20 protein-coding genes are annotated in these 22209 nt (G+C 48.1%); 9 read left to right on the forward strand and 11 right to left on the reverse strand.

Translation table 11 applies throughout. From position 1 onward, the window contains the following. Nucleotides 1-6: 6 nt before the first annotated feature. Both FEN17_RS09850 and FEN17_RS09855 read right to left on the reverse strand, forming a co-directional pair. Nucleotides 7-3399, reverse strand: coding sequence for a SusC/RagA family TonB-linked outer membrane protein (locus FEN17_RS09850; protein ID WP_138365081.1), 3393 nt, complete (start codon nucleotides 3397-3399; stop codon nucleotides 7-9). A 349-nt stretch (nucleotides 3400-3748) separates the two neighbouring features. Next, complete coding sequence (locus FEN17_RS09855) at nucleotides 3749-4234, reverse strand: hypothetical protein (protein WP_138365082.1); 486 nt, start codon at nucleotides 4232-4234, stop codon at nucleotides 3749-3751. 140 nt (nucleotides 4235-4374) lie between these two features. On the opposite strand from FEN17_RS09855, the gene FEN17_RS27265 reads away from it, so the two are divergent. Next, nucleotides 4375-4581: a hypothetical protein gene (locus FEN17_RS27265; RefSeq protein ID WP_171037887.1), complete on the forward strand. Its 207-nt coding sequence runs from the start codon at nucleotides 4375-4377 to the stop codon at nucleotides 4579-4581. On the opposite strand, the gene FEN17_RS09865 is transcribed toward FEN17_RS27265, so the two are convergent. The 3 genes from FEN17_RS09865 to FEN17_RS09875 all read right to left on the reverse strand — a co-directional run bounded on the left by FEN17_RS09865 (nucleotide 4571) and on the right by FEN17_RS09875 (nucleotide 8073). Continuing rightward, nucleotides 4571-7279: a peptidase associated/transthyretin-like domain-containing protein gene (locus FEN17_RS09865; protein ID WP_138365083.1), complete on the reverse strand. Its 2709-nt coding sequence runs from the start codon at nucleotides 7277-7279 to the stop codon at nucleotides 4571-4573. The two genes, FEN17_RS27265 and FEN17_RS09865, sit on opposite strands and share 11 nt — an antisense overlap. A 16-nt stretch (nucleotides 7280-7295) precedes the next feature. Beyond that, nucleotides 7296-7610: a hypothetical protein gene (locus FEN17_RS09870; RefSeq protein WP_205748119.1), complete on the reverse strand. Its 315-nt coding sequence runs from the start codon at nucleotides 7608-7610 to the stop codon at nucleotides 7296-7298. Between the two features lie 124 nt (nucleotides 7611-7734). Next, on the reverse strand, nucleotides 7735-8073 hold the full coding sequence (locus FEN17_RS09875) for a winged helix-turn-helix transcriptional regulator (protein ID WP_138365085.1): 339 nt from the start codon (nucleotides 8071-8073) through the stop codon (nucleotides 7735-7737). Nucleotides 8074-8168: 95 nt separating this feature from the next. On the opposite strand from FEN17_RS09875, the gene FEN17_RS09880 reads away from it, so the two are divergent. The 4 genes from FEN17_RS09880 (at nucleotide 8169) to FEN17_RS09895 (ending at nucleotide 10988) form a co-directional block, all read left to right on the forward strand. Then, nucleotides 8169-8549: a DoxX family protein gene (locus FEN17_RS09880; RefSeq protein WP_205748120.1), complete on the forward strand. Its 381-nt coding sequence runs from the start codon at nucleotides 8169-8171 to the stop codon at nucleotides 8547-8549. Nucleotides 8550-8661: 112 nt separating this feature from the next. After that, nucleotides 8662-9516, forward strand: a complete 855-nt coding sequence (gene dinD, locus FEN17_RS09885; protein WP_138365087.1) for a DNA damage-inducible protein D — start codon at nucleotides 8662-8664, stop codon at nucleotides 9514-9516. Nucleotides 9517-9576: 60 nt separating this feature from the next. Beyond that, a complete protein-coding gene (locus FEN17_RS09890) occupies nucleotides 9577-10467 on the forward strand; it encodes a dienelactone hydrolase family protein (RefSeq protein WP_138365088.1) in 891 nt (296 codons plus the stop codon). Between the two features lie 152 nt (nucleotides 10468-10619). Continuing rightward, nucleotides 10620-10988: a VOC family protein gene (locus tag FEN17_RS09895; protein WP_138365089.1), complete on the forward strand. Its 369-nt coding sequence runs from the start codon at nucleotides 10620-10622 to the stop codon at nucleotides 10986-10988. A 25-nt stretch (nucleotides 10989-11013) separates the two neighbouring features. Here FEN17_RS09895 and FEN17_RS09900 read toward each other — a convergent pair whose 3' ends face one another. Then, nucleotides 11014-12723: an FtsX-like permease family protein gene (locus FEN17_RS09900; RefSeq protein WP_229208753.1), complete on the reverse strand. Its 1710-nt coding sequence runs from the start codon at nucleotides 12721-12723 to the stop codon at nucleotides 11014-11016. A 15-nt stretch (nucleotides 12724-12738) separates the two neighbouring features. Next, nucleotides 12739-13410 carry an ABC transporter permease gene (locus FEN17_RS27645; RefSeq protein ID WP_229208754.1) on the reverse strand — a complete coding sequence of 224 codons (672 nt, stop codon included), beginning with the start codon at nucleotides 13408-13410 and terminating at the stop codon, nucleotides 12739-12741. 114 nt (nucleotides 13411-13524) lie between these two features. Between FEN17_RS27645 and FEN17_RS09905 the strand changes: the two genes are divergently transcribed. Next, the gene (locus FEN17_RS09905; protein ID WP_138365090.1) at nucleotides 13525-15267 is read left to right on the forward strand and encodes an ABC transporter ATP-binding protein; all 1743 of its coding nucleotides are present in this window, start codon (nucleotides 13525-13527) and stop codon (nucleotides 15265-15267) included. Nucleotides 15268-15276: 9 nt separating this feature from the next. Here the strand turns inward: FEN17_RS09905 and FEN17_RS09910 are convergent, their stop codons facing one another. From FEN17_RS09910 to FEN17_RS09920, 3 genes are all read right to left on the reverse strand, one after another. Then, nucleotides 15277-15606: a type II toxin-antitoxin system PemK/MazF family toxin gene (locus FEN17_RS09910; protein ID WP_138365326.1), complete on the reverse strand. Its 330-nt coding sequence runs from the start codon at nucleotides 15604-15606 to the stop codon at nucleotides 15277-15279. After that, nucleotides 15600-15848, reverse strand: coding sequence for an AbrB/MazE/SpoVT family DNA-binding domain-containing protein (locus tag FEN17_RS09915; protein ID WP_138365091.1), 249 nt, complete (start codon nucleotides 15846-15848; stop codon nucleotides 15600-15602). The genes FEN17_RS09910 and FEN17_RS09915 overlap by 7 nt, the downstream gene beginning before the upstream one ends. Before the next feature lie 95 nt (nucleotides 15849-15943). After that, on the reverse strand, nucleotides 15944-16525 hold the full coding sequence (locus FEN17_RS09920) for an HPP family protein (protein ID WP_171037888.1): 582 nt from the start codon (nucleotides 16523-16525) through the stop codon (nucleotides 15944-15946). Between the two features lie 183 nt (nucleotides 16526-16708). On the opposite strand from FEN17_RS09920, the gene FEN17_RS09925 reads away from it, so the two are divergent. From FEN17_RS09925 to FEN17_RS09935, 3 genes are read left to right on the forward strand one after another with little or no spacing between them, the layout of a single operon-like run. Beyond that, nucleotides 16709-18181: an ankyrin repeat domain-containing protein gene (locus tag FEN17_RS09925; RefSeq protein ID WP_138365092.1), complete on the forward strand. Its 1473-nt coding sequence runs from the start codon at nucleotides 16709-16711 to the stop codon at nucleotides 18179-18181. A gap of 5 nt (nucleotides 18182-18186) precedes the next feature. Beyond that, nucleotides 18187-18672, forward strand: a complete 486-nt coding sequence (locus FEN17_RS09930; RefSeq protein WP_138365093.1) for a DUF2271 domain-containing protein — start codon at nucleotides 18187-18189, stop codon at nucleotides 18670-18672. 15 nt (nucleotides 18673-18687) lie between these two features. Then, nucleotides 18688-20883 carry a PepSY domain-containing protein gene (locus FEN17_RS09935; RefSeq protein WP_138365094.1) on the forward strand — a complete coding sequence of 732 codons (2196 nt, stop codon included), beginning with the start codon at nucleotides 18688-18690 and terminating at the stop codon, nucleotides 20881-20883. Here the strand turns inward: FEN17_RS09935 and FEN17_RS09940 are convergent. After that, nucleotides 20877-21860, reverse strand: a complete 984-nt coding sequence (locus FEN17_RS09940) for an FAD:protein FMN transferase (RefSeq protein ID WP_229208755.1) — start codon at nucleotides 21858-21860, stop codon at nucleotides 20877-20879. The two genes, FEN17_RS09935 and FEN17_RS09940, sit on opposite strands and share 7 nt — an antisense overlap. Between the last annotated feature and the right edge of the window lie 349 nt (nucleotides 21861-22209).

Consider the following 22209-nt stretch of genomic DNA (forward strand, 5'->3'; position numbering starts at 1 on the left):
TTTACATTAAAAATTAAGGTTCAGGCTCACACCCATTTCGCGCGTCGAAGGCGTACTCATGTTTTCAAAACCGGGTATCAAACCATTGCCCGCCGTCGCCGTAGCCACTTCCGGATCAAAATGCCGGTTGCTTTTAGGTGTGATCAGGAACAGGTTGCGGCCTGTGACCGAAATCCGTGCTCCTTTGATGTATTTACCTGAAATCCATTTGGTTGGCAAAGCATAACCCAGTGAAAGCTCACGCAACTTGAAGTAAGTCGAGCTGAAAAGCTGCGCCTCCGAAATGTGGTCCAAAGGTTTTTTGATAAAATACCGGGCATTGGTGCCATACACACCCTGGCTGTAAGTGCCGTCGGTGCTGGTATTATTTGGCTGAAAAGATCCATCCGCCATTTGAGCCGCGCCTGGAATGTAGTATGGATTGTCGTATTCGGTGCCCGGAGCCCTTGCCGAGCGTCCCAAGGCACTTTCTTCCAACTGACCTGCACCAGCCGCTTTGTTGAAAAATCTGGAAATAAACTCTCCTCCAAATTGTCCGCCAAACATGAAGTTCAGGCTGAAACTTTTGTAAGTCAGTTGGTTATAGAAACCGGCGATCCAGTCGGGATTGTAGTTACCCAGGTACATGTCTTCGGTAGTCGGTCTTGGATAGGCATCATTAAAAATAATCACCTGCCCTTTCATCGGACCATCCGGCACGCGCTGGTAACCCGGCCCCCAGATCGCCCCCATTTTCTGACCGACCCTTGCCTGGATCGAAGCGTCTTCGCCTGGCGCGGCCTGCACAATTTTATCTACTTCATCGCTCAGCGCCACCACTTTACCTGCATTGTGGGACCAGTTAATGTTGAAATTCCATTTGAAATTCGGCGTGCTGATCGGCGTCGCATTGATCATCACTTCCACACCCGTATTCTTCACCTTACCCGCATTGATCTGGCGTTGAGTTGCTCCTGAACTTTGCACCAGCGGCAGGCTGATGATCTGGTTTCTGGCGCTGATATCGTAATAAGTTACATCCAAGCCGAGGCGATTATTGAAGAAACCAACCGCTGCACCGAACTCGTAAGTCGACGTAATTTCAGGTTTCAAATTGGCATTCAGCAAGGTACTCGGCCCCACAAGCGCATAGTTATTGCCCCAGGGACTCGCATTGCCATACGTATTGTAGATCGAATACGGTCCGGTATCATTGCCGACCTGCGCCCAGCTACCCCGCAACTGCGCCGAGCTGATGCCTTTGGGGAGGTTCAGGATACTTTTCAGGTTGGTATTGAGGCCGACGGACGGATAAAAATAAGAGTTGCTGTTGATCGGCAGTGTGCTCGACCAGTCATTCCGCGCATTCACATCCAGGTATACCAGGTCCTTATAATTGAGGTTAACAACCCCGTACAAGCTGTTGATCCGCTTTTTGTAGCTGCTCGACGAGCCGGTCAGCGGGCTGGCGGTATTTTGAATGGTATAAATGCCGGGGATCAAAAGCTGCGGCGCAGTCGTGGATTCGCTATGGCCGATGTTATCGAAACGATTACCTCCGAAAGATACCGTGTAGCCAAAATCGCCTTGCTTGATTGCATTGGTGTAAGTCAGAAGGAAGTCCGTATTTCTCTCTTCATTTTTAATAGAAGTCGTTGAAAAAGAACCACTTTCCACATCCACTGTACTCACTGCCCAGCGCATCGGACGGAAATCATTATACAAATCCGTCGCCGAGCGAAGTTTCAGTTTCAAATGATCATTGAATGCATATTCCAGCGCAATGTTTCCGTAAATGCGGTCCTTGTTCTGGCCCTTGGTATCCTCGTATTGCAGGAAAAACGGGTTATTGTGGTTCTCGCCATAATTGTATTGAAACTGTCGAACACCTTCCAGCCCTGGCTGCCAATATTTTTTCAAACTGTTGATGTTCACATTCCGGCCCATCCAGGTAAAAAAGTACATGAATGTGTTGCGGCCGTAACCATTATCCGGGCGGTTATTGCTGTTTTGTTTTACGTAATTGATGTTGATAGAGGAAGTTAGCCTTTTCGTCAACTTGTAGCTACTGTTCAGACTTACCTGGTAGCGTTTCAGATCATTATTCGGAATAACACCTTTTTCATTCAGGTTTGTGAGGGAAAGCCGGTAGTCCCCGTTCTCATTTCCGCCGGTGAATGCCAGGTTGTTATAGTATTTTTTCCCTTGTGTAAAAAAGTCCTTAATGTTGTTAGGCTGTGAAACCCAGGGGGTTCTGAGCACATCGCCGCGGTTGCTAATCGCCACGTCGCCGCCGCGGAAGCCGTTGGTAGTAGGTGAATCAAACTGCGCCTCGGTGGTGCCAATGTTCATCCGCGGCCCCCAGCTTTCGTCATAATCGTCATTGTCCCCGTTCGGGTACGCCGACCAGCTCGCACCGAAGTTCGAACCTTCATATTTACCATTGTTTCCCTGCCCAAAATCATTCTGAAACTTCGGCAACCGGCCCACTTCTTCCACAAAAAGGTAAGAGTTGAAGCTCACGCCCAACCCTTTGCGGTTGCTGCCTTTTTTGGTGGTGATCACAATCGCACCCCGCGCCGCCCTCGAACCGTACAACGCCGCCGCAGCTGGTCCTTTCAAAACGTTAATCGTCTCAATGTCAGCCGGGTTGATTTCCGATGCACTATTTCCATAATCCGCACTGCCCGAGTTACTCGTGCCATCATTACCCACGGGTACGCCATCAATGATAAACAAAGGCTGGTTGCTCATAATCGAAAGCGACGATTCCCCGCGGATCGTGATCCGTGAAGAAGAGCCTACCCCACCCGCGCTGCTAATGTTCACCCCGGCAATTTTTCCCGAAAGGTTATTCACAAAATTCGTAGCCGGCGACTGGTTCACCACATCACCCGTGATCTGCTGAGTAGCATAGCCTAACGATTTTTTCTCCCGCGTAATCCCGAGCGCAGTTACCACCACTTCGTCGAGCACATTGGTATCTTCCATGAGTGTGACGGTCACCGTTTTCTGGTTTCCCACCGTCAGTTGCTGCGATATATAACCGATAAAAGAAAAAACCAGCACATCCGTCTCCGCATCTACGCTAATGCTGAACGTACCTTCTCCATTTGTAGCGGTACCTTTCTGACTGTCTTTCACCACAATATTTACCCCCGGCAAGACCTGTCCTTTGCTGTCCACTACCTTACCCTTTATTTCAATAACTGCCGACGGGCGCGAGACAACATCTAATAACGGTTCACGCTTATACGCAGCAGTTTTCTCACTTGAATTGGTCAGCATTCCGCTTTTTCCGGCGGGTAACTTTCCGTTACCCGGGCCAGCCAGCAGCGGTTCGGACGTGGCGGCCAGGATGCCCAGGGCAACAAGACCGTACCTCATCATCAAAATCGGTTTGGCAAACGTTGGTTTCATAATATATGGGTTTATTGTGTTCAATGCTCCTGCTGGCCCCGTTTTGGACAGGGAGTACGCGCAAATGTTTGGGCGATGAAAACCGCTCGTGAACCGCTGACTCTATGTTATATCTTGATACCGCTCTGCAACTGAAAGATACTATTGTTCAGTAATATTTAACCAATAGTTTCTCAATTATTTACAAATGCGAAGTTATGGGATTGAGATGTGTTGGAGGTTATGGGAATGTTAATTAATACTTAACTGTTCGTAAGGCGAAGAAATCGTTTTCTGAACTTATGTTCGTGATGAGCATTTCATAAAGCAAAAAGGCTCACCTTTTTTAAGAGCAGCAAGCACCGTTCACTCACAACCCCGTAATCGTATACAAAACCGTCGTCGTGTAAGTCTTCACAGGCAACGTAACCGACAAGCCCTCAATCTTATACTGTACCGGAACATTGTCGCGGCCGAAGCCCAGGCCGAGGAGACCGTTGAAGAAGAACTGGGGGGTGGAGGACAGCAGGATGTAGTTGGTGCCGCCGGAAATGGTGACCAGGCCAGTGCCGTCGCCGGTGCGCCTGACGGATAGTTTGAGTGCGGAGTTCCAGTTGGAGGTGGTGCTCATTGAAACGCTTACTGTCCAGACTACCAGCGAATTAATTTTGATTAATGTGTGTGAGGCGCCGGTGGTTTCGGTGTGTTCGTAATTTTTTCCCGCGCTGGTGATGGTGGATGATAAGGTGGGCACCGACCAGGTCCCGCCGGTAGAACTGTTGGATATGGTGATGCTCTGGCTAAAAACGCCCAGACTGCACAGCCACAAAAAACCGGTCAAAATGGCCTTTTTCATCAGTTATCGACCATCGTATAACGCACCGTCACACTGCTCGTACCACTTTTTACGCTGCTGTAATTCTGGATTTCGAGCGAGTATTTCAGTTTATAACCACTTGATCCGTAAGTATTTCCGGTATATGCACCTTTGCGGAATTGGAACTGCCTACGCCAATTGCGTTTCCGGCTTCCGTCGGGGCGGTCATGTTTAATGTTACATTGGTCGAGCTGCTATTTAGAATGTCGATCAGCGCTACAGAAGGCATTGAAATGCTGACATTTACATTGGCCGTACTCTGCCCCGCAGCCTTAAAAGGCGCACAAAACAACTGCAATATGTACAGCCCACACCTCATTTTTTGACCGATACTTCAAAACTTTTATCCGAGAAATGTATCCGCTTTTCATTCGGCTTCACCCGGAAAACCACATTCATATTTTTATCCATTTCCACATCTAGCGGCCGACTGGCATCTTCAATCACAAAGCGGTCCTGGTTGCCAGGCACAAATGCCGAGATTGTCCAGTTTCCGGGTTTCATTTCCTTGAAAGAAAAATAACCGTCCTCATTTGGCTCGGTCAGGAAGCTGGTATTTTCACTCGAAAGCTTAATTAAAACAGTCGGCTTATCATTAAAAACGGCTGATAGACCATTCTGGCCCGGTTTTACAAAATCCACTTTTCCCACGATCGAGCCGGTGCGGGTAAACGGAATGTCCACTTCTTTGGTACTATCGGCCTTCACATCGAGGTACATCGGAATGGTAATGTTAGGAATGACGCCTTCTTCGCGGGATTTGTTCTGGACGACGGCAAGATAGTAGCGGTCGGGCGCGATGCCTTTGAAAGAAAATTGTCCGGTACTGTCTGTCAGGAACTTATGGCTGCCCAGCTGCACCAGGTTGCCTGCTTTTGAAAATCCGGTCCCGGTCAGCCTGCCTCTCACAGCGCCCACATTGCGTCGGCGTGACAAAGGTACATTCAGTTTTAAAGCATATTTAATGGTAAAAAAAAGTGTGTTCTGGTCCCGGTTGCGGACATTCGGAATGTATGAACGTCCGCCTGTAAACGTCATCCGGTGATGTTTTAAATCCAGCACGACCGACGCATCGACATAACTTCTTCTGACAAAAAGCTCGTCGGGCGCGTAGTTGTTGCGGTACATAAAATTGGCGTACAAATTCTGTTTCACATTCACACGCGCATTTCCGCCATAAAAAAACAGGTTTTCGATCACGTCGGAAGTCGAAAACTTGCTGGTATGCTGGTGCTCAAAATAACCGCCGAGCCACACCGAACGAAAGAAACGGAATGCGGGCTGGACCAGGTTTGAAGATGATTCTTTCCTCGCTGTATTATCTGAAACCAAGTGATTACGGGAGTAGCCGTAGCGTCCCTGATAATACATCGTAAACTTCTCTGAATCAAAGTTATAGGAGACATTTCCAAAATTTTCGGTGTAGTGAAATGATGCGGGTGTCTGCCTGTCTTGTCTTTCCTGAGTGGAATAAAATACAAAAAACCGGTTCCGCCGGTTGTGCTGGTAGGAGGCAAAAGCCATGTAGCTGCGGTCTTTCGGCGAGATGCTGTAAAATGTGGCGTCAAGGCTTGGGTTAATGTCGGAGAAGTTGCCGGTTATGCCCAGCGTCAGTTTTTTGGTTATGTTAAACCCAATGTTGTTGTTGATTAAAAGACTGTTATGATAAAAACCATAGAAATTTTTTCCTGCATAAACCAGGTTGCTGGACACATTGATCCACTTGCGGTTGAGCTGAAATCTTGCGAAAGCGCCGTAATCGGTTTTTTGTTTGGCATTACCTACTACAAATTCCGTTTCCAATCTGAATGACGGCTTTCTAATCTCGCCTGAAATGCCTGCCAGATTGGACCAAAAATGTTCATTGCGCAAAACCACATTTTTGGACATATAGCTGAGTGCCAGCCCGGATGTTTGCCCGATCCTGAAATTCATCCGGCCGCCGTACGATTGTTTTTGGGTTTGGGTAAATCTGGCGTTTTGAAAAAACAAGGTATAACCCAGCTTTTTAAATTGCTGCTCCACTTTCGCGCCACGCCCAAAACGCCCGAATTCCATCAGATTATTGAGTTGCAAAACATAATCCCCGACCGAAACGACCGTCTTCTTTTTGTACCGATATTCCAGCGAATACTGGTCGTAGCCGCCGGCAGCCGGGAAAACGATCTGGTTCGGGCCGCGTACAACAAAGTCAATGTGGTGTTTTTCATTCTGGTCGAGATACCCGCGGCCGTTTGCAAAATACTGGTAAGCAATGCGGCTTTTCCCACCATAATCATAGTTTAGATAACCTCCACCTACTTCAATTGGCAAACGAAACCACGGGTCGATCTTTTTTATCCTGGAAGAAAAAACCGGCACCGCAACTACTTCATAAACATTCATTTGCAGGTCAGCAGCTTGCACTTGCAGGTCGGAGGAACTTTCCCAGGCATTTTTATCGGTAAATGGGATTACCTGCGTAACCTCGACATTGACCTGGGTATCCGGTTCCAGGAGCAGGCTGTCCTTTGCATTCCGGATTTGCCCGCGGTTGGTTTGGAGGTGGAATTTTTCAGCTTTGTTGCCTGAATTCCGGACCAAGTACTGCACCCGCAAAGTATCGCCTTCCCTGACAAACTCCGGGTGGTTCACAACAAATATCTCGAGTTTTCTGACTTCGCGGACGGTAATGGTCACCTTGGTTTCCACTACGTCGGCGCCGGACTGGATCTTGAATCGGATCACAAAATTCCCGGCAGTCACTTTCTCGGGTGCGGCAATCACAAAAAAATACCTGAGGTGATCCTGGGCGGTCACCCTCTCCGGTCTGCGCTGGGAAAGTAATTTCCAGTTTTCCGGAAGGGTAACCGACTCCTGAACCGAGTCTAACAGAGGATTATTGGATTGTACGTCAAAAAACAAGGTAAAATGCCCACCCGGATCAACCATCCCCGGCGTATTTGATAACCTGACCTGTATGGGCGCCTGGCCGAACAATTTCAGATTGATCAGAAAAACAAATATGAAAACGAGGCGGGCCAATGTGTGTTACTGTTATTCAATCTGTAACGAAATGTTCGAACCGAATAAATCCTGCTTGGTATCTGCGATAATGACGCAGTCGTATTTTCCTTTTGGTTGCGGAAGAACCCGCTACTACATTAATGTCGACGCCGTCCACGAGCGCGCTTGTTTCAACTTCCACTCTTTTCGTTTTTACGCCAGCCTGGATGGATGAATAGTTCAGCCAAAGTGTGTTGTTGTCGGCAGGTACCGCGATTTTTTCCCCGGCCTCGGTAGGGGCAATAAAGGAGGCGCTGATGTTTTTTGTTCCACTCGTTTCAAGGTCCAGAAGTGCCACGGTCGGGATCACTACAGTGAATGATGCTGGTCAATGTTCGTGTCGGTTTGCGCATAGCCGGATAGTGAAAAACCAAGACTAAGAACCAACATGATGACGGTAACGGAGGTAGATTTTACTAACTGCCCGAAAAAAATTATTTCCCCATGATTTCCCGGCGATGCGCAGTACCCCAGTGATGCAATTCTTCCAAAACCTTTTCTATTGATTTTCCGTGATCGGTGATGGCATATTCAACCGTCGGCGGGAAGGTATCGAACACCTGCCGCGTAATGAGTTTATTGGATTCTAACAATTTCAGTTCCTTCGACAAAGTTTTGTCCGTGATGCCCGGAACCTCCTTCGAAATCTGCTTGAACCGCCTGCTCCCCGACGAAAGGGCGAAAAGGATCAGCATTTTCCACCGTCCTTCCAGGGTGTCCAGCGCATCTTTGATCGCGAGTGCATTCATGGGGCATTTTCCGTCGCTCAGCATTCTTTTCCGGTTGTTGGTTAATCACATTACTATCCATTTGGAAAGCGCTATCCAAAGTGGAAGTGCTATCTCACGGAAAGTAAAGGTAGCTAGTTTTGCGGCATACCTCAAACGCATTTCAAATGTCAGCAAAAACAACACGTATCATCGCTACCGTACTTCTGGTTATCCCAATCATCGTTCTTAGCATCGGCGGCGTCATGAAAATCCTTGGCGCCGAACCCGAGATGGTGATGCAATTCCTAACCAAAGCAGGCTTCGGCCCCTACATCACCCTCCTCGGCCTCACCGAGCTCACCATCGCCGGCCTCCTCATTTACCCCAAAACCAACAAAACCGGCTTCCTCCTCGCCACCAGCTACTTCGCCGGCGCACTCTGCCTGGAAATCTCTGGCGGTCAGCCTACGGCTTCGGTGGTGTTTTTGGTGATGTTATGGGTTTCTATGTTTTTGAGGAAGCGGGAGGTGTTTGTTTGAGGGGGAATGTCCACTTTTCCTGCGGTCGGTTTCAGTTTTCCTGCGGTTCACATGCAGCGGAAAGGTCATTTTATCTTTGGAAAATCATTTTCAAACTAAAACGACTGCATTCGTGGAAACAACTCTTATCACCCAACTTAGCAAAACATTCGAAGAAGCAGCTCATGAGCAGGACGGCGTTGAATACTGGCTAGCCAGAGAATTGCAGGAATTGCTCGGTTATTCAGAGTGGCGCAACTTTTTAAAATCCGTTGAAAAAGCAAAAGAAAGTTGCAAAAACGCCTCTGAGAGCATCCAGGACCATTTTGTTGACGTCAACAAAATGGTCTCCATCGGTTCAGGTGCGGAGCGAAAACAAGAGGACATCATGCTCACACGCTACGCCTGCTACCTCATCGCGCAGAATGGTGACCCTAAGAAAGAGCAGATCGCTTTTGCGCAGAGTTACTTCGCAATCCAGACACGCAAGCATGAATTACTGGCAGAGCGCATTCAAATGATGGAACGTTTGCAGGCCAGGGAAAAGCTGGCGGCCACAGAAACGATCTTTTCTAAAACGATCTTCGAACGAGGTGTAGACCACAAGGGTTTTGCGAATATCAGGAGCAAAGGCGACAGCGCATTATTTGGAGGTTACAATACCAGTGAAATGAAACGTAAGTTAGGCATAACAGAAAGCCGTCCGCTAGCCGATTTTCTGCCGACAATCACCATTTCTGCCAAACAACTCGCTACCGACATTACAAATTTCAATGTTAATAAAAGTGATCTGCGCGGTGAAACACATATTTCGGAAGAGCATGAAAAGAATAATACGGATATCAGGGACTTGCTAGGCAAGAGCGGTATTAAACCCGAGGAACTGCCAGCAGAAGAGGACATTAAGAAACTGGAAAGAAAAGTAAAATCAAATGATAACAAACTGCTGAAAGACAAATTGAACGTGCCGAATAAAACCAATAAATAAAGTTTTCGACTTCCCTCAAATCAATATCTTTACAAAACTCAAACGCCTAAACCGACACCCATGAGCGAGATTAAGAAAGAGGATATCAAGCAGGAAGTATTTGATCTTTATGACGATTATGCGCATAACAGGCTGGAAAGGCGTGATTTTGTGCAAAAGCTTTCGGCTTATGCGGTCGGCGGCATTACGGTGGCATCCCTGATGAGTTTTTTGATGCCTGACTACCATGGTGCAGTCAAAATCCGTGCGAATGATCCCAGGCTGCAATCCGATTATATCACTTACGATTCGCCCAAAGGCGGCGGGAAGATTAAAGCATTGCTTTCCAAACCGGCCGATGCGAAAGGTAAGCTGGGCGGCATTATTGTTGTCCATGAAAACCGCGGCCTAAACCCGCACATCGAAGATGTGGCTAGGCGGGCTGCATTGGCGGGATTTGTTTCGATTGCGCCGGATGCCTTAACACCGCTCGGTGGTTACCCTGGTAATGATGACGACGGCCGGACCATGCAGGCCAAACGTGATCGCAATGAAATGAATGAAGATTTTATCGCCGCTTTGGACTACCTGAAAAACCATAAAGACTGCAATGGAAAGATTGGCGTGGTCGGTTTTTGCTTTGGGGGCGGCGTGGCCAATATGATGGCAGTGCGCGTGCCTGAACTGGCGGCTGCGGTACCATTTTACGGCGGACAGCCAGCAACCGAAGATGTCCCAAAAATCAAAGCCCCGCTGCTGATACATTATGCCGGCCTCGACACCCGCATTAATGAAGGCTGGCCTGCATACGAAGCTGCTTTGAAAGCTAACCACAAAGAATACACCGAATATATGTACCCCGACGTGAACCACGGCTTTCACAATGATACCACGCCTCGCTACGATAAAGCGGCTGCTGAACTGGCCTGGAAACGCACCATTGACTTTTTTACAGAAAAATTGAAAGCCTGATAAGCTGACGCTGGTAACAGGTTTTCAGCCGGATCACCGACATGTCGCCGCTGGAATACCGCAGCAGGTATAATTGGGAGGCGATCTTGATTTGAATCAGGTGCCTGATTGGAGGCAGTTTTCTATTTTCGTTTTTCCAAACAAACAAAATCATGGAACACAAAGCGTTATCGATCCGGCCATTTATTGGCGCGAAAAACTTTGACATTTCAAGAAGCTTTTATCGCGACCTGGGTTTTGAAGAAGTAGAGCTCGGGCATGATATGTCACTTTTTAAGGTTAGTCAGCTGGGATTTTATTTGCAGTCCGCCTACGTCAAAGACTGGATCGACAACACAATGCTTTTCCTGGAAGTGGACGATGTAAACCGGTACTGGAACGAACTGGTGGCACTTAACCTGCCTGAAAGATACGAGGGCGTGCGCCTTACCCCAATTAAAACGGACTATTGGGGCAAAGAATGTTTCTTGCACGATCCCTCAGGTATCCTCTGGCATTTCGGCGAGTTTTTAAAAAAATAACAGACCAGATTATTTCAACAAAAAACTACTGCGCACGCAGATAGCGGACCGGATTTGCGATGGCCGCTTTTAAAGCATGGCCTAAAACCGTTAGTGCAGTAATGATAGCCATCAAACCCAGCGCGCCAAAAACCAGCCAGCCGCTCATTTCAATGCGGTGCGCATATTGCCGCAACCACATGTTGGTAATCCACCAACCGAGCGGCGCGGCGACCACGAAACCGATGAGCATCAACCTGCTGAATTCTCTTCCAAAAACCCACAATAATTGCCCGGTCCGTGCGCCAAGTATCCTGCGCATCCCGATTTCTTTCGCACGGTTTTCGGCCATGAATGTGACCAAACCGTAAAGCCCCAGGCAACTCATGGCCACCGCGATGAAAGCAAAAATCTGTACAAAACCAGCCAGTAACCGCTCCATTTTTGTAAATGAATTTAACAGATCGTCGACGTTGTCCACTTTGTAAAGCTGGTCGGGTAAGGTGGTATCCCATACTTTCCGGACGGCTTTTTGGGTTTGGCTGGTAACATTCGGTGTGAATGTCAGTATTGCCATGGTGGTATGTTTCGGATCGTGAATGAGGGTGGCGGGGAGGATAGGCTGGTGCAGGTCGACGACACGAAAATCTTTTACCACGCCGACAATGATCCGGTCGGCATCTTGTATGCGCAGGCGTTTACCCACTACACTGCCGGCGGGCGCGACGCCGAGCTGCCGCACCAATGTTTCGTTCACCACTACCTCGCTGCCGGTGGTGTCGGCCACATTGAAATTGCGTCCTGCGACCAGTGATAAACCGAATGTCGAGAGGTAATTTTCATCCACGGCCCTGACGCGCGTCTCGAAAGGTTCGGGCTGGGTGGCGGTGTTGTAGCTGAAAGAACTTGGGCCACTGTACGGCGAGGCCGGCGGATCACTGGCGAAGCTGACAGACTCGACACCAGGCAGTTGCAGCCAGCTTTCGCGGAGCAAATCACGGGGCACATCCTGCTGGGGAAGCCACACGACCTGTTTATTTTTATGCGAAAATCCCCAATCCACCCTCTGCATGTGGCGAAGCTGCGCGGTGATGACGAGCACGACGATCAGGAAAAGCTGCGCGAGCAAAAATTGCCCGACGATCAAGGTCCTGCGCATTGTGAAACCTCTTACTGCACGCGTCAACTGACCTGCAATCGCCTTTTTTGGATCAAAACCGGACATCACCCAGGACGGGTAAAGCCCAGCAAGCAAAATGACTGCCGCGATGAGCGAAGCAAACCAGAGCAGCGCATTGGGCCTCAATAATTGCAGGACGGAAATGTCGGTATGCAATGTGGGATCCTGGTTGTTCAATGTTTGGTTCACGACCGGCATTGCCAGCTGCGTCAGTAACAATGCGACAAAAACCGCCGCAATCGTGAGCAGCGCGGTTTCAAACAGGAAATGTTTTAATAATTGAAAGCGGCTGCCGCCCACTACTTTACGGACACCCACTTCCAGCGCCCGACGCATGGCCTGTGCGGTGGCGAGATTGATATAATTAATGCAGGAAGCGAACACAAGCAGAATCCCGACGGCCATCAAAGCATATAACACTGGCCGTGGCGCCATGCCGCTCCGCTCGTGGTTGAGATCTGCGAGCGGGAAGAATTGAAATGCAAAATGCGACGCGTCTTCCTTAGACAAATGCTTTTTTAGGACATTGTCCAAAGCGCCTCGAAGCTGCTGCGGATTTGCTCCTTTTTTGAGCAAAACAAAACACATACTCTACAATCCCTGCCAGCCAGACAATGCAGCGGGCGACTCTAAGACGGGAATCGTGGCGTAGGAAACCAGGCCATCGTAGCGCAGCTGGGTGTTACCTGGTGGATTTTTCATAATGCCGGTCACGGTAAGGTCCACGCGGTTATCGAGCCTTAAAGTGCGTCCGATGGGAAGTTTTGTGTTAAAATATTTTTGGGCATACCGCTCGCTGAGCACGATGGAGTTCGGTGCAGATAATGCTGTCTTCGGATCACCGCTGACCCATTCCACACCGAAAAGATCGAAATATTGGGGCTCGGCATATGCCATGTTGCGGGCCTCATTGAATTTTTTCGCCCAGCCGCCTTTGCCATTTGGAATGCTGATGGTGCGGCCGAAGAACGTTTCCAGCCTGACAGCACTTTCCACAAAAGGATATTCCTGCCGCAGTACTTCGGCCAGCGGCCGTGGCGCGGCGTCGGTTTGCATGACCTGCTCGCGCTTTACGTCGGTCACCACCCAGTACGACCGGTCCATGTGCGGATGGTAGCGGTCGAAGCTGAACATATAATTGACGACCATGAAAATCACCAGGCCACTCGCCAGTCCAAGGCTCAGGCTGCCGACGCGGATAAAATTTGTCTGCCGCTCGCGCCAGACGCGCCGCCAGAAAAGGGTCAGATAATGTGATAGCATAGGTTCGGTTTAAGGATATAAATTACATTACAAATACAATTATATATAAATAAACTACATATAAAAATAAACCTAACTAATTTATCGCTGGCGTAACTTTTTTGGAACCCAGGTATGGCCCTACTTTGGAAATACCTGCGTCCGCATTCTACATTGGTTTTTTTCGCCTTGCTCCTTGCGGGAGCGGCCCAGTTGCTGACATTGATTGATCCGGTGATTTTCGGAAAAATCATTGATCAGTATAGCACCAATAAAAATCATCTTTCTGAAAATGAGCTGATCAGCGGCGTTACCCGCTGGCTTTTGCTGGCGCTGGGCATCGCGGTTTTGGCGCGGCTATCCAAGGCCGGGCAGGACTACATTACCCGAAAAGCCGTGGCACGCTTCGGGATGTATATCTTCAATGACGGGCTGAAACAGACATTGCGCCTGTCTTTCCAGGAATTTGAAGAGAGCCGCAGCGGGACTACCTTGTCAGTTTTGCAGAAAGTCAAAACCGACGCCGAGCGGTTTATCAACTCTTTTATCAATGTGCTTTTTTCGTCGCTGGTCGGTGTCGGTTTTCTGGTTTGGTACAGCATTAACCGAAACTGGCTGCTTGTACCGGTGTTCTTTGTCGGCGTGCTGCTGCTGGGATCACTTACCGGGCTGGTTTCCAAGCGGATCAAAGGAATTCAAAGGTCGATCAACCGGCAAACCGACCGGCAGGCGGGCGTGATTACCGAAAGTTTGCGCAACATTGAATTGGTGAAAAGTCTCGGACTGACATTCGCGGAGATCCGGCGGCTGAATGCTTTAACGCTGGGCATTTTCGAGCTGGAAATGCAGAAGGCGAAGAAGGTCAGTTTCCTCTCTTTTTTGCAGGGAAATATGCTGAATCTGCTGAAACAGTCGATTTTATTCATTTTGCTCTGGCTCATTTTTCGCAAAGTGCTGAGCACCGGCGAGCTGATCGCCATGCAGTTTATATCTACCGCCATTTTTACGCCTTTGCAGGAGCTGGGCAATATGATCATCCTGTACCGCGAAGCCGATGCGTCTTTGAAAACATTTGATTTACTGATGCAGAAGCCCGTCGAGAAGCGTCCGGAAAATTCTATTGAACTAGGCAAACTGGAAAGTCTGCGTTTCAGTCACATTGTTTTCCGGCACAAAACCGCGGGTTACAACGCAATTGACGACATTTCTTTCGCGGTATCGCTTGGGCAGACAATTGCTTTTGTGGGGCCATCGGGCTCGGGAAAATCGACATTGGTGAAATTGCTCGTCGGACTCTATACGCCGGTGAGTGGCGAAATATTTTTCAACGAAACACCCGCGACTCAGATTCGCTACAACCCGCTACGGCGGCAAATCGGCTTTGTGACGCAGGATACGCAATTGTATGCCGGTACCATTCGTGATAATCTATTACTTGTAAAACCCGCTGCAACCGATGAGGAAATCGAGGAAGCCCTGCGAAAAGCTTCCGCAACAGCATTGGTCGCCAAAGCTTCCGACGGGATTAATACAGTTTTGGGAGAAAACGGGATGAAGCTTTCGGGTGGCGAGAAGCAGCGGCTTTCCATCGCGAGGGCATTACTTCGCAACCCTCAGCTGCTTATTTTCGATGAAGCTACCTCCGCGCTGGACTCCCTCACCGAAGAAGAAATCACCCACACGATCCGCGAAATCTCCACCAGCCGCCAGCAAATGACCATCCTCATCGCCCACCGACTTTCGACGGTCATGCATGCGGATACGATTTTTGTTTTAGAAAAAGGAAAAATTTCGGAGTCCGGCTCGCACGACGAGTTACTGGAACAGAAGGGATTGTATTACTCGATGTGGCGGCAGCAGGTTGGGGAGCGGCGATGATGCTATCACTTAGTCTACAAGCATTTTTTTCAATGTTTCTTTAAGAGAATCGATTTCCTTCTTTGATAAAACACCAATTCTCCCGCTAATTCGTGTTTTATCCACCACTTTCATTTGATCCACGGCTATCGAACCGGCTCTTTCTGCCACAAAACAGAAAACCCGCCACGGATAAGATTTGATGGTCGAGGTTATGGGAATAATGATTACGGTGCGTAGAAACTGATTCAATTCATTAGGACTTACCACCACACAAGGCCGGGTCTTCGCTATTTCACTTCCGATCGTAGGATCCAGCAAAATCCAGTAAATTTCGTACTGGCGTACTTCACTTACCACGTCCACTCATCTTTTTCGAACTCCGTAGGCAGCTCGTCCATCAATAGTTTGTCATCACCTGCTGCATGCATTTGCTGCGCCGCTTCTGCCCAGCCAAGTCTTGGTTCTGGTTTGATGACAATTTTCCCATCTTCTACCTCTACATCCACACTGGATTTGAAAGACAAATTGAGTTTTCGCAAAAGATTTGCAGGAAGAATGATCCCCTGACTATTACCGATACTGATGATGTTCGCTTTCATAATGTTATAACGTCATTTAAGCTCTTAAACAAATATCGAAATAAATGTTATAACAAACGAATTCTTAAAGAACTCGAATTTATACGACGACATCACTACCGATACCTCCTCTTCCAAATCTTAAACCAATTCTTATTTGCCGGATAATTTCGGTGTGCGGCGAATTTATTGACCAAGATGGCGACGAGAAGTAAGATGAGGGCGCCGGTGAGGACGGGGCTGAGGACATACATATAGCCAAGGCTTTTGATTTTTTCGGAGCCGATGTTGGCGATGAGGGCGGTGGCGCCGCCGGGTGGATGCAGGGTTTTGGTCATTTGCATGGCCACGATGGATAGGGAAACGGCGAAGGCAGAGGACAGCCAGATTTCATTGGGAATAATATAATGTACTGTGACGCCAATGAATGCACAGATCACATGCCCGCCGATCAGGTTGCGGGGCTGGGCCAGCGGACTGTTTGTAATGCCGTAAATCAGGACCGACGAAGCCCCGAAAGAGCCGATCAGAAAAATGTTATCGCTGTCGGTAAACTGCGGATTGTTGATCAGCCCGATCAATCCGATACCTGCGAAGGAACCGATGAATGTCCAGAAATGGTCTTTAAAATCGACCAACGTTTCCTTGTACACCACATACCTAGCCAGGCGAATGTGCTTTCTAAAACGTCTTCTCAAACCTTTTAATTAAGATATAACCTATCAACCGTCAAATTTACCCAATAATCTGACACCCCTGTTGCCTGGCATACACCTTAAAGTTTTCTGATTTATTTTATTTAGAATGATTATGGTTAACTTTGCCCGCCTTCCGTAAAGCCCGAACATGCGAGGCGGTTGCATTTCAACATTTCTGTTTTTATGAAAAAATTATTCATTGCCTTTTTTGCCGCATTTTCGCTGGCTGCGCATGCCCAGCAGAATGTTCTTTTGGACCAGGGATTCTGGAAAAATTCGCCCGACGTAGCTGCTGTGAAAGCGGAGATTGAGAAAGGGGCCAGCCCGTCTCAGTTCAACAACAATATGTTTGACCCGACCGTACTTGCGATCAATGCTGGTGCACCAAATGAAACGGTGAAATTTTTGATCGAACAACCTGGCAATGCGGTAAGCAAACTGACGCACGACGGGCGCATTTACATGCACTGGGCTGCCAGCAAAGGCAATGTAGAGTTGATGGAGTACCTGATTTCCAAGGGATCAAGCGCCAATTTGATCGATGCCCACGGTGCTACGCCGATCAATTTTGCAGCCGGAAATGCCCAGCAGAACCTGAAAGTATACGACCTCTGCCTCGCCCACGGCGCGAATTTGAAAAAAGACCTGAACCACGACGGCGCAAATGCTTTGCTGATTGCTATTCCCAATGATAAGGATTTGGTCCTGACCAATTATTTCGTCTCAAAAGGCCTTGATATAAAGAGTGTTGACGCGGCTGGCAATAATGCATTCAGCTACGCAGCGCGCGGCGGTAATATTGAAATTTTGAAAACACTTTTGCAAAAAGGTGTACCGGCAAATCCTTCTGCGATGCTCATGGCGGCCCAGGGATCACGCCGCGGACCGAATTCCCTTGAAGTGTACCAATACCTCGAAAGCCTGAAACTGAACCCGAATGTGATCGGCAAAAGCGGTGAAAATGCGCTGCATTACATTGCCCGCAGGGCGAAACAGGACGATGTTATTACCTATTTTCTCTCAAAAGGCGTGGATATAAACAAAGCGGACGAGGACGGAAATACGCCATTTATGAATGCGGCTGCATCCAATTCCGACACGGCTTCCATCGCGCTGTTGCTTCCGAAATTGAAAAATATCAATCAGGCAAATGCAAAAGGCGTCACGGCGCTGGCGATGGCGGTACGCAGTAATTCACCGGCGGCAGTAAGTTACCTGCTTGGAAAAGGCGCAGACGTACATACGACTGACTCAAATGGTGACAATCTTGCTTTTTACCTGGTTCAATATTACAATGCGCAGCGCGCGGCCGATTTTGATGCCAAAGTAAAACTGCTCGCTGACAAAGGTTTCAAAGTGACTGAGCCTGAGAAGAATGGAAATACCTTATATCACCTGGCGGTAGCGAAAAACGATCTGTCCCTGGTTAAAAAACTGGAAGGGTACCAAATCGACGTGAATGCTACAAATAAGGAAGGCATTACGGCTTTGCACAAGGCGGCGATGATTGCGAAAGATGATGTGATGCTGAAATACCTTATCTCAATCGGTGCAAAAAAGGATTCAAAAACGAACTTCGACGAGACGGCATTTGACCTGGCTGGCGAGAACGAGTCGCTGACAAAAAACAATATTGCTGTTAACTTTCTTAAATAGATTTCATGTCTGCTTTTATAAAAACGGTGCTGATAATCGCAGTACTGACATTTGCCCGCCCGGCGGCCACTTTTGCCCAAACCAGCAAGTACAAATGCATGATCCAGATGACGAACTACCAGGGCGAAGGCGCCTACATTGTGGTGTCACTGATCAATAGTAAGGATGTGTATGAGAAGACATTATATGTGATGGGGCCGGATAAAAAATGGTACAAGGACTTGAAAGAGTGGCATAAATTTCAATCTAAAAAACCGGTGAACATCAGCGCGATTACCGGCGCGTCGGTCACTGGCGGAGACCGCTCGGTGAATGTTTTTGAAATTGAAACTGCCAAAATCAATGCGGGCTACAAGCTGCGGTTTGAAACTGCCGTGGAAGACCAGAAATACAATGTGAAAGATGTGGAAGTGCCGCTGACGACCGAGGCGCTTTCTGCAAAAACGGACGGCACGGGCTACATTCGCTACGTTCGGTTCAGCCCCAATTAACGCTCCGCGCATTTTATGACTATTTCGATATGGAGATACAGCCACCTTGCTTTGGCTGTATCTTCTTTTCTTTTATTGACACTGGCATCGGTCACCGGCGTGATCCTGGCATTCAAGCCTTTGATAGAAAAAAACCGGTCGTATCGTCCGGACGATTTCAACGAGATCTGGCTTTCGGAAACATTGCCGGTGCTGAGAAAAAAATATCCCGGTATCAGCGAGCTCAGTGTAGATGCGAACCAATTTATCCTCGTCAAGGGCAGCGATGCAAAAGGTGAAAAGTTGCTGGCTTATGTGTACCCCAGAACCGGGAGAATCCTCGGATCTCCGGAAAACCCGTCGGAATTTTTTGATTGGGTAACTGCATTACACCGCTCTCTTTTCTTGCATGAAGCGGGACGGTTTTTTGTTGGATTAACTGCTTTTCTACTTCTGCTGATCACCATTTCCGGCACGATCCTCATTTTGCAGCGGCAGCGCGGGCTGAAAAGGTTTTTTAACACCATTGTCCGCGAAAACTTTGCCCAATACTATCACGTCGTGCTCGGCCGGCTGTCGCTGGTGCCGATATTTATCCTTGCGCTTTCTGGCACCTACCTTTCGCTGGTGCGTTTCGAATTGGTAGACACGAAACATACCTCCGTCAATGTTGATTTTGATGCGATAAAATCGAAGCCTGCCGCCCGGGACAAAGATTTTGCGGTTTTTCAAAACATTAAACTTTCAGATGTGCAGTCGATCGAATTCCCTTTTTCGGAAGATGTGGAAGATTACTATACATTGAAATTGAATGATCGGGAGATAACCGTCAACCAGATTACCGGGGAAATTTTGGGAGAGGTGAAATATCCGGCGGCTTTGCGCCTGACGGAACTCAGCCTCGACCTGCATACGGGACGGACCAATGGTTATTGGGCGATACTTCTCGCGATTGCTTCGGGCAACATTCTGTTTTTCATTTATTCCGGGTTTACGATCACATTCAAACGCAGGCAGGGCCGGGTTAAAAACAGGTTTACAGCTGCGGAAAGTGAGTTTATTATTTTAGTCGGATCCGAAAACGGCAGCACATTCACGTATGCAAATGCGATTCATCAGCAGCTGATTTCCTCCGGAAAGTCTGCTTATGTAACTGAATTAGATAACTATGCTGTTTTTCCAAAAGCCTCACATCTCATCGTGATGACAGCAACTTACGGACTGGGCAACCCGCCGACGAATGCGCTGAAATTTGAAAAAAATCTGAAAAAATATCCGCAGCAGCAGCCTGTCCAATTTTCCGTTCTGGGCTTTGGGTCACACAGTTATCCTGATTTCTGCAAATTCGCTTATGAGATAGATAACCTGCTCGGCCAGCAATCCTGGGCGGTTCCGGTGCTGGAAATCCATACGGTGAATGATAAGTCACCAGCGGAATTTAGTCATTGGGCAGATAACTGGTCGCAATATGCGGGTGTCGGGCTTTCAGTTTCATCGGAGCTCATCACAGCACGGCAGGAACGTCCGCACACCTTGACGGTTGCCAGCAAAACCAGCATTTCCGGACCCGGGGAAGCATTTTTGATTAAGCTGCACCCTACCACCAGGATACCTTTCACCTCTGGCGATTTGCTGGCTATTTACCCAGCCGACGATCATCGCGAGCGGCTTTATTCCATCGGCAAGATCGGTAACTATGTACAGCTCAGCGTAAAACTGCACGAGCACGGGCTTGGGTCAACCTATCTTTACGGACTGAAAACCGGCGATGAGTTCCAGGCCCGCATTGACTCCAATCCGCATTTTCATTTTCCAGAAAAGCCGAAAACCGTCATCCTCATTTCAAATGGTACCGGCATTGCGCCGTTTCTGGGTATGATCGATCAGCAGGTAGCTGACTCAGATTGTCATCTGTACTGCGGTTTCAGGGACGCAAGATCTTTTGGTTTGTACAAAAGTGTTCTCGAAAGAGATTTGGAAAACCGAAAACTGAAAAGTCTGCACATTGCCTATTCCCGGCAGGGTGAGAAGCAATATGTGAAAGATCTGCTTGCGCGTGACTCCGAATTTTTGGCGCAAACATTATCCGATGGAGGTACTTTGATGCTTTGCGGCTCGCTTTCCATGCAAAACAATGTGGTTAGTTTGCTCGAAGAAATTTGTTCTAAACAACTGAAAAAGAACGTGAGCTACTACCAGTCGCGCGGCCAGGTACTGATGGATTGTTATTGAAATTTGCTGATATCCAGATTTTTAGAAGTGAAAACTTTCCCATCGTCGGTAATCATCAGGCAGCTGTAATCCGGGAAACGCCGGATCAGTTTTAATCCTGCCTCTTTTCCCAGAACCATTATTGACGTACTGAAACCGTTTGCACGCTCGGCACTCGGTCCGAAGACGGTGACGCTCGTCAGCCCGGTTGCCGGGTAGCCTGTGGCCGGATTAATAATGTGCGAGTAACGTTTACCCTTGAAGGTGACGAATTTTTCGTAGTTCCCCGACGTGACGACGGCACCCTGTTTAATGGGCAGCACGGCAAAAAGTTCTCCGGAATGTTTCGGATCATTGATTCCGATCACCCAATCGCTTCCGTCGGGCTGCTTTCCCCACACACTCATATCCCCCGAACCGTTCACGATTCCCGCATTGATCCCTCTTTTCAGCATCATTTCCCGGCATCGATCCGATGCATAACCCTCGCCCAGCGCGCCGAAACCGATTTTCATGCCTTTCATTTTCAAGAAAATAGTAGAATGTGCTTTGTCAAGTACAATGTTCCGGTAACCCACTTTGGCCACCGACTTTTTGATTTCTTCGGCAGAAGGCATTTTGGTCATCGAGCCATCGAATTTCCAGATCCGGTCCATCGCCGCGAAGCTGATATCAAATGCGCCGTTTGTCAGTTTTGAAAGATTCAATGCCCTTTCCGTCAACTCAAAAACCTCAGCATCAACCTTGACGGGCTTAATCCCTGCATTGGCATTTACTTCCGAAACCTCTGACGTAGGCTTCCAATCCGATATCAGGTTTTCTATTCGGGTTACTTCGTGAATCATCGTATCAATGTTCATCTCCGCGGTAAGGGAGTCTTTCGCTACGATGGTTATGTCAAACCGGCCACCCATGAGCAGAATGGTACGTTTCCGCAAAACCTGCGCCTGCGACGTTGAAATATAGAAAATAAGGATGCAGGTAAGAAATCTTTTCATTAAAACTGGTCGCGTGGATAGTATATGTGAAAACCGCTCAGGGCGCATTTTTTGTTCTTTGCTATTCAATTCTTCGCAGTCATTTTACAGTAGCCTTTTAAAGTACATAAGGAAAACGATTTTCAAAATTAGGATCGTAAATAAACTTTGACACTACGTGTCGAATGTTAAAATTCATTTCCCGATAATTAATTGATTTGTACCGGTGAATAATCGGATTATGCAAATTAAATCAGGAAGCAGCACATTTGTTCATATTCTCAGCCGCAATGGAAAAGAGAGTTGGGCGCCCGCCCGACATGTAATCCAAAGGTTAAGTAATAGAGGAACGTTGAGTAGATAGTGCAAA

Origin of the sequence: Dyadobacter luticola, from assembly GCF_005860805.1 — a bacterium.
GTDB lineage: Bacteria > Bacteroidota > Bacteroidia > Cytophagales > Spirosomataceae > Dyadobacter > Dyadobacter luticola.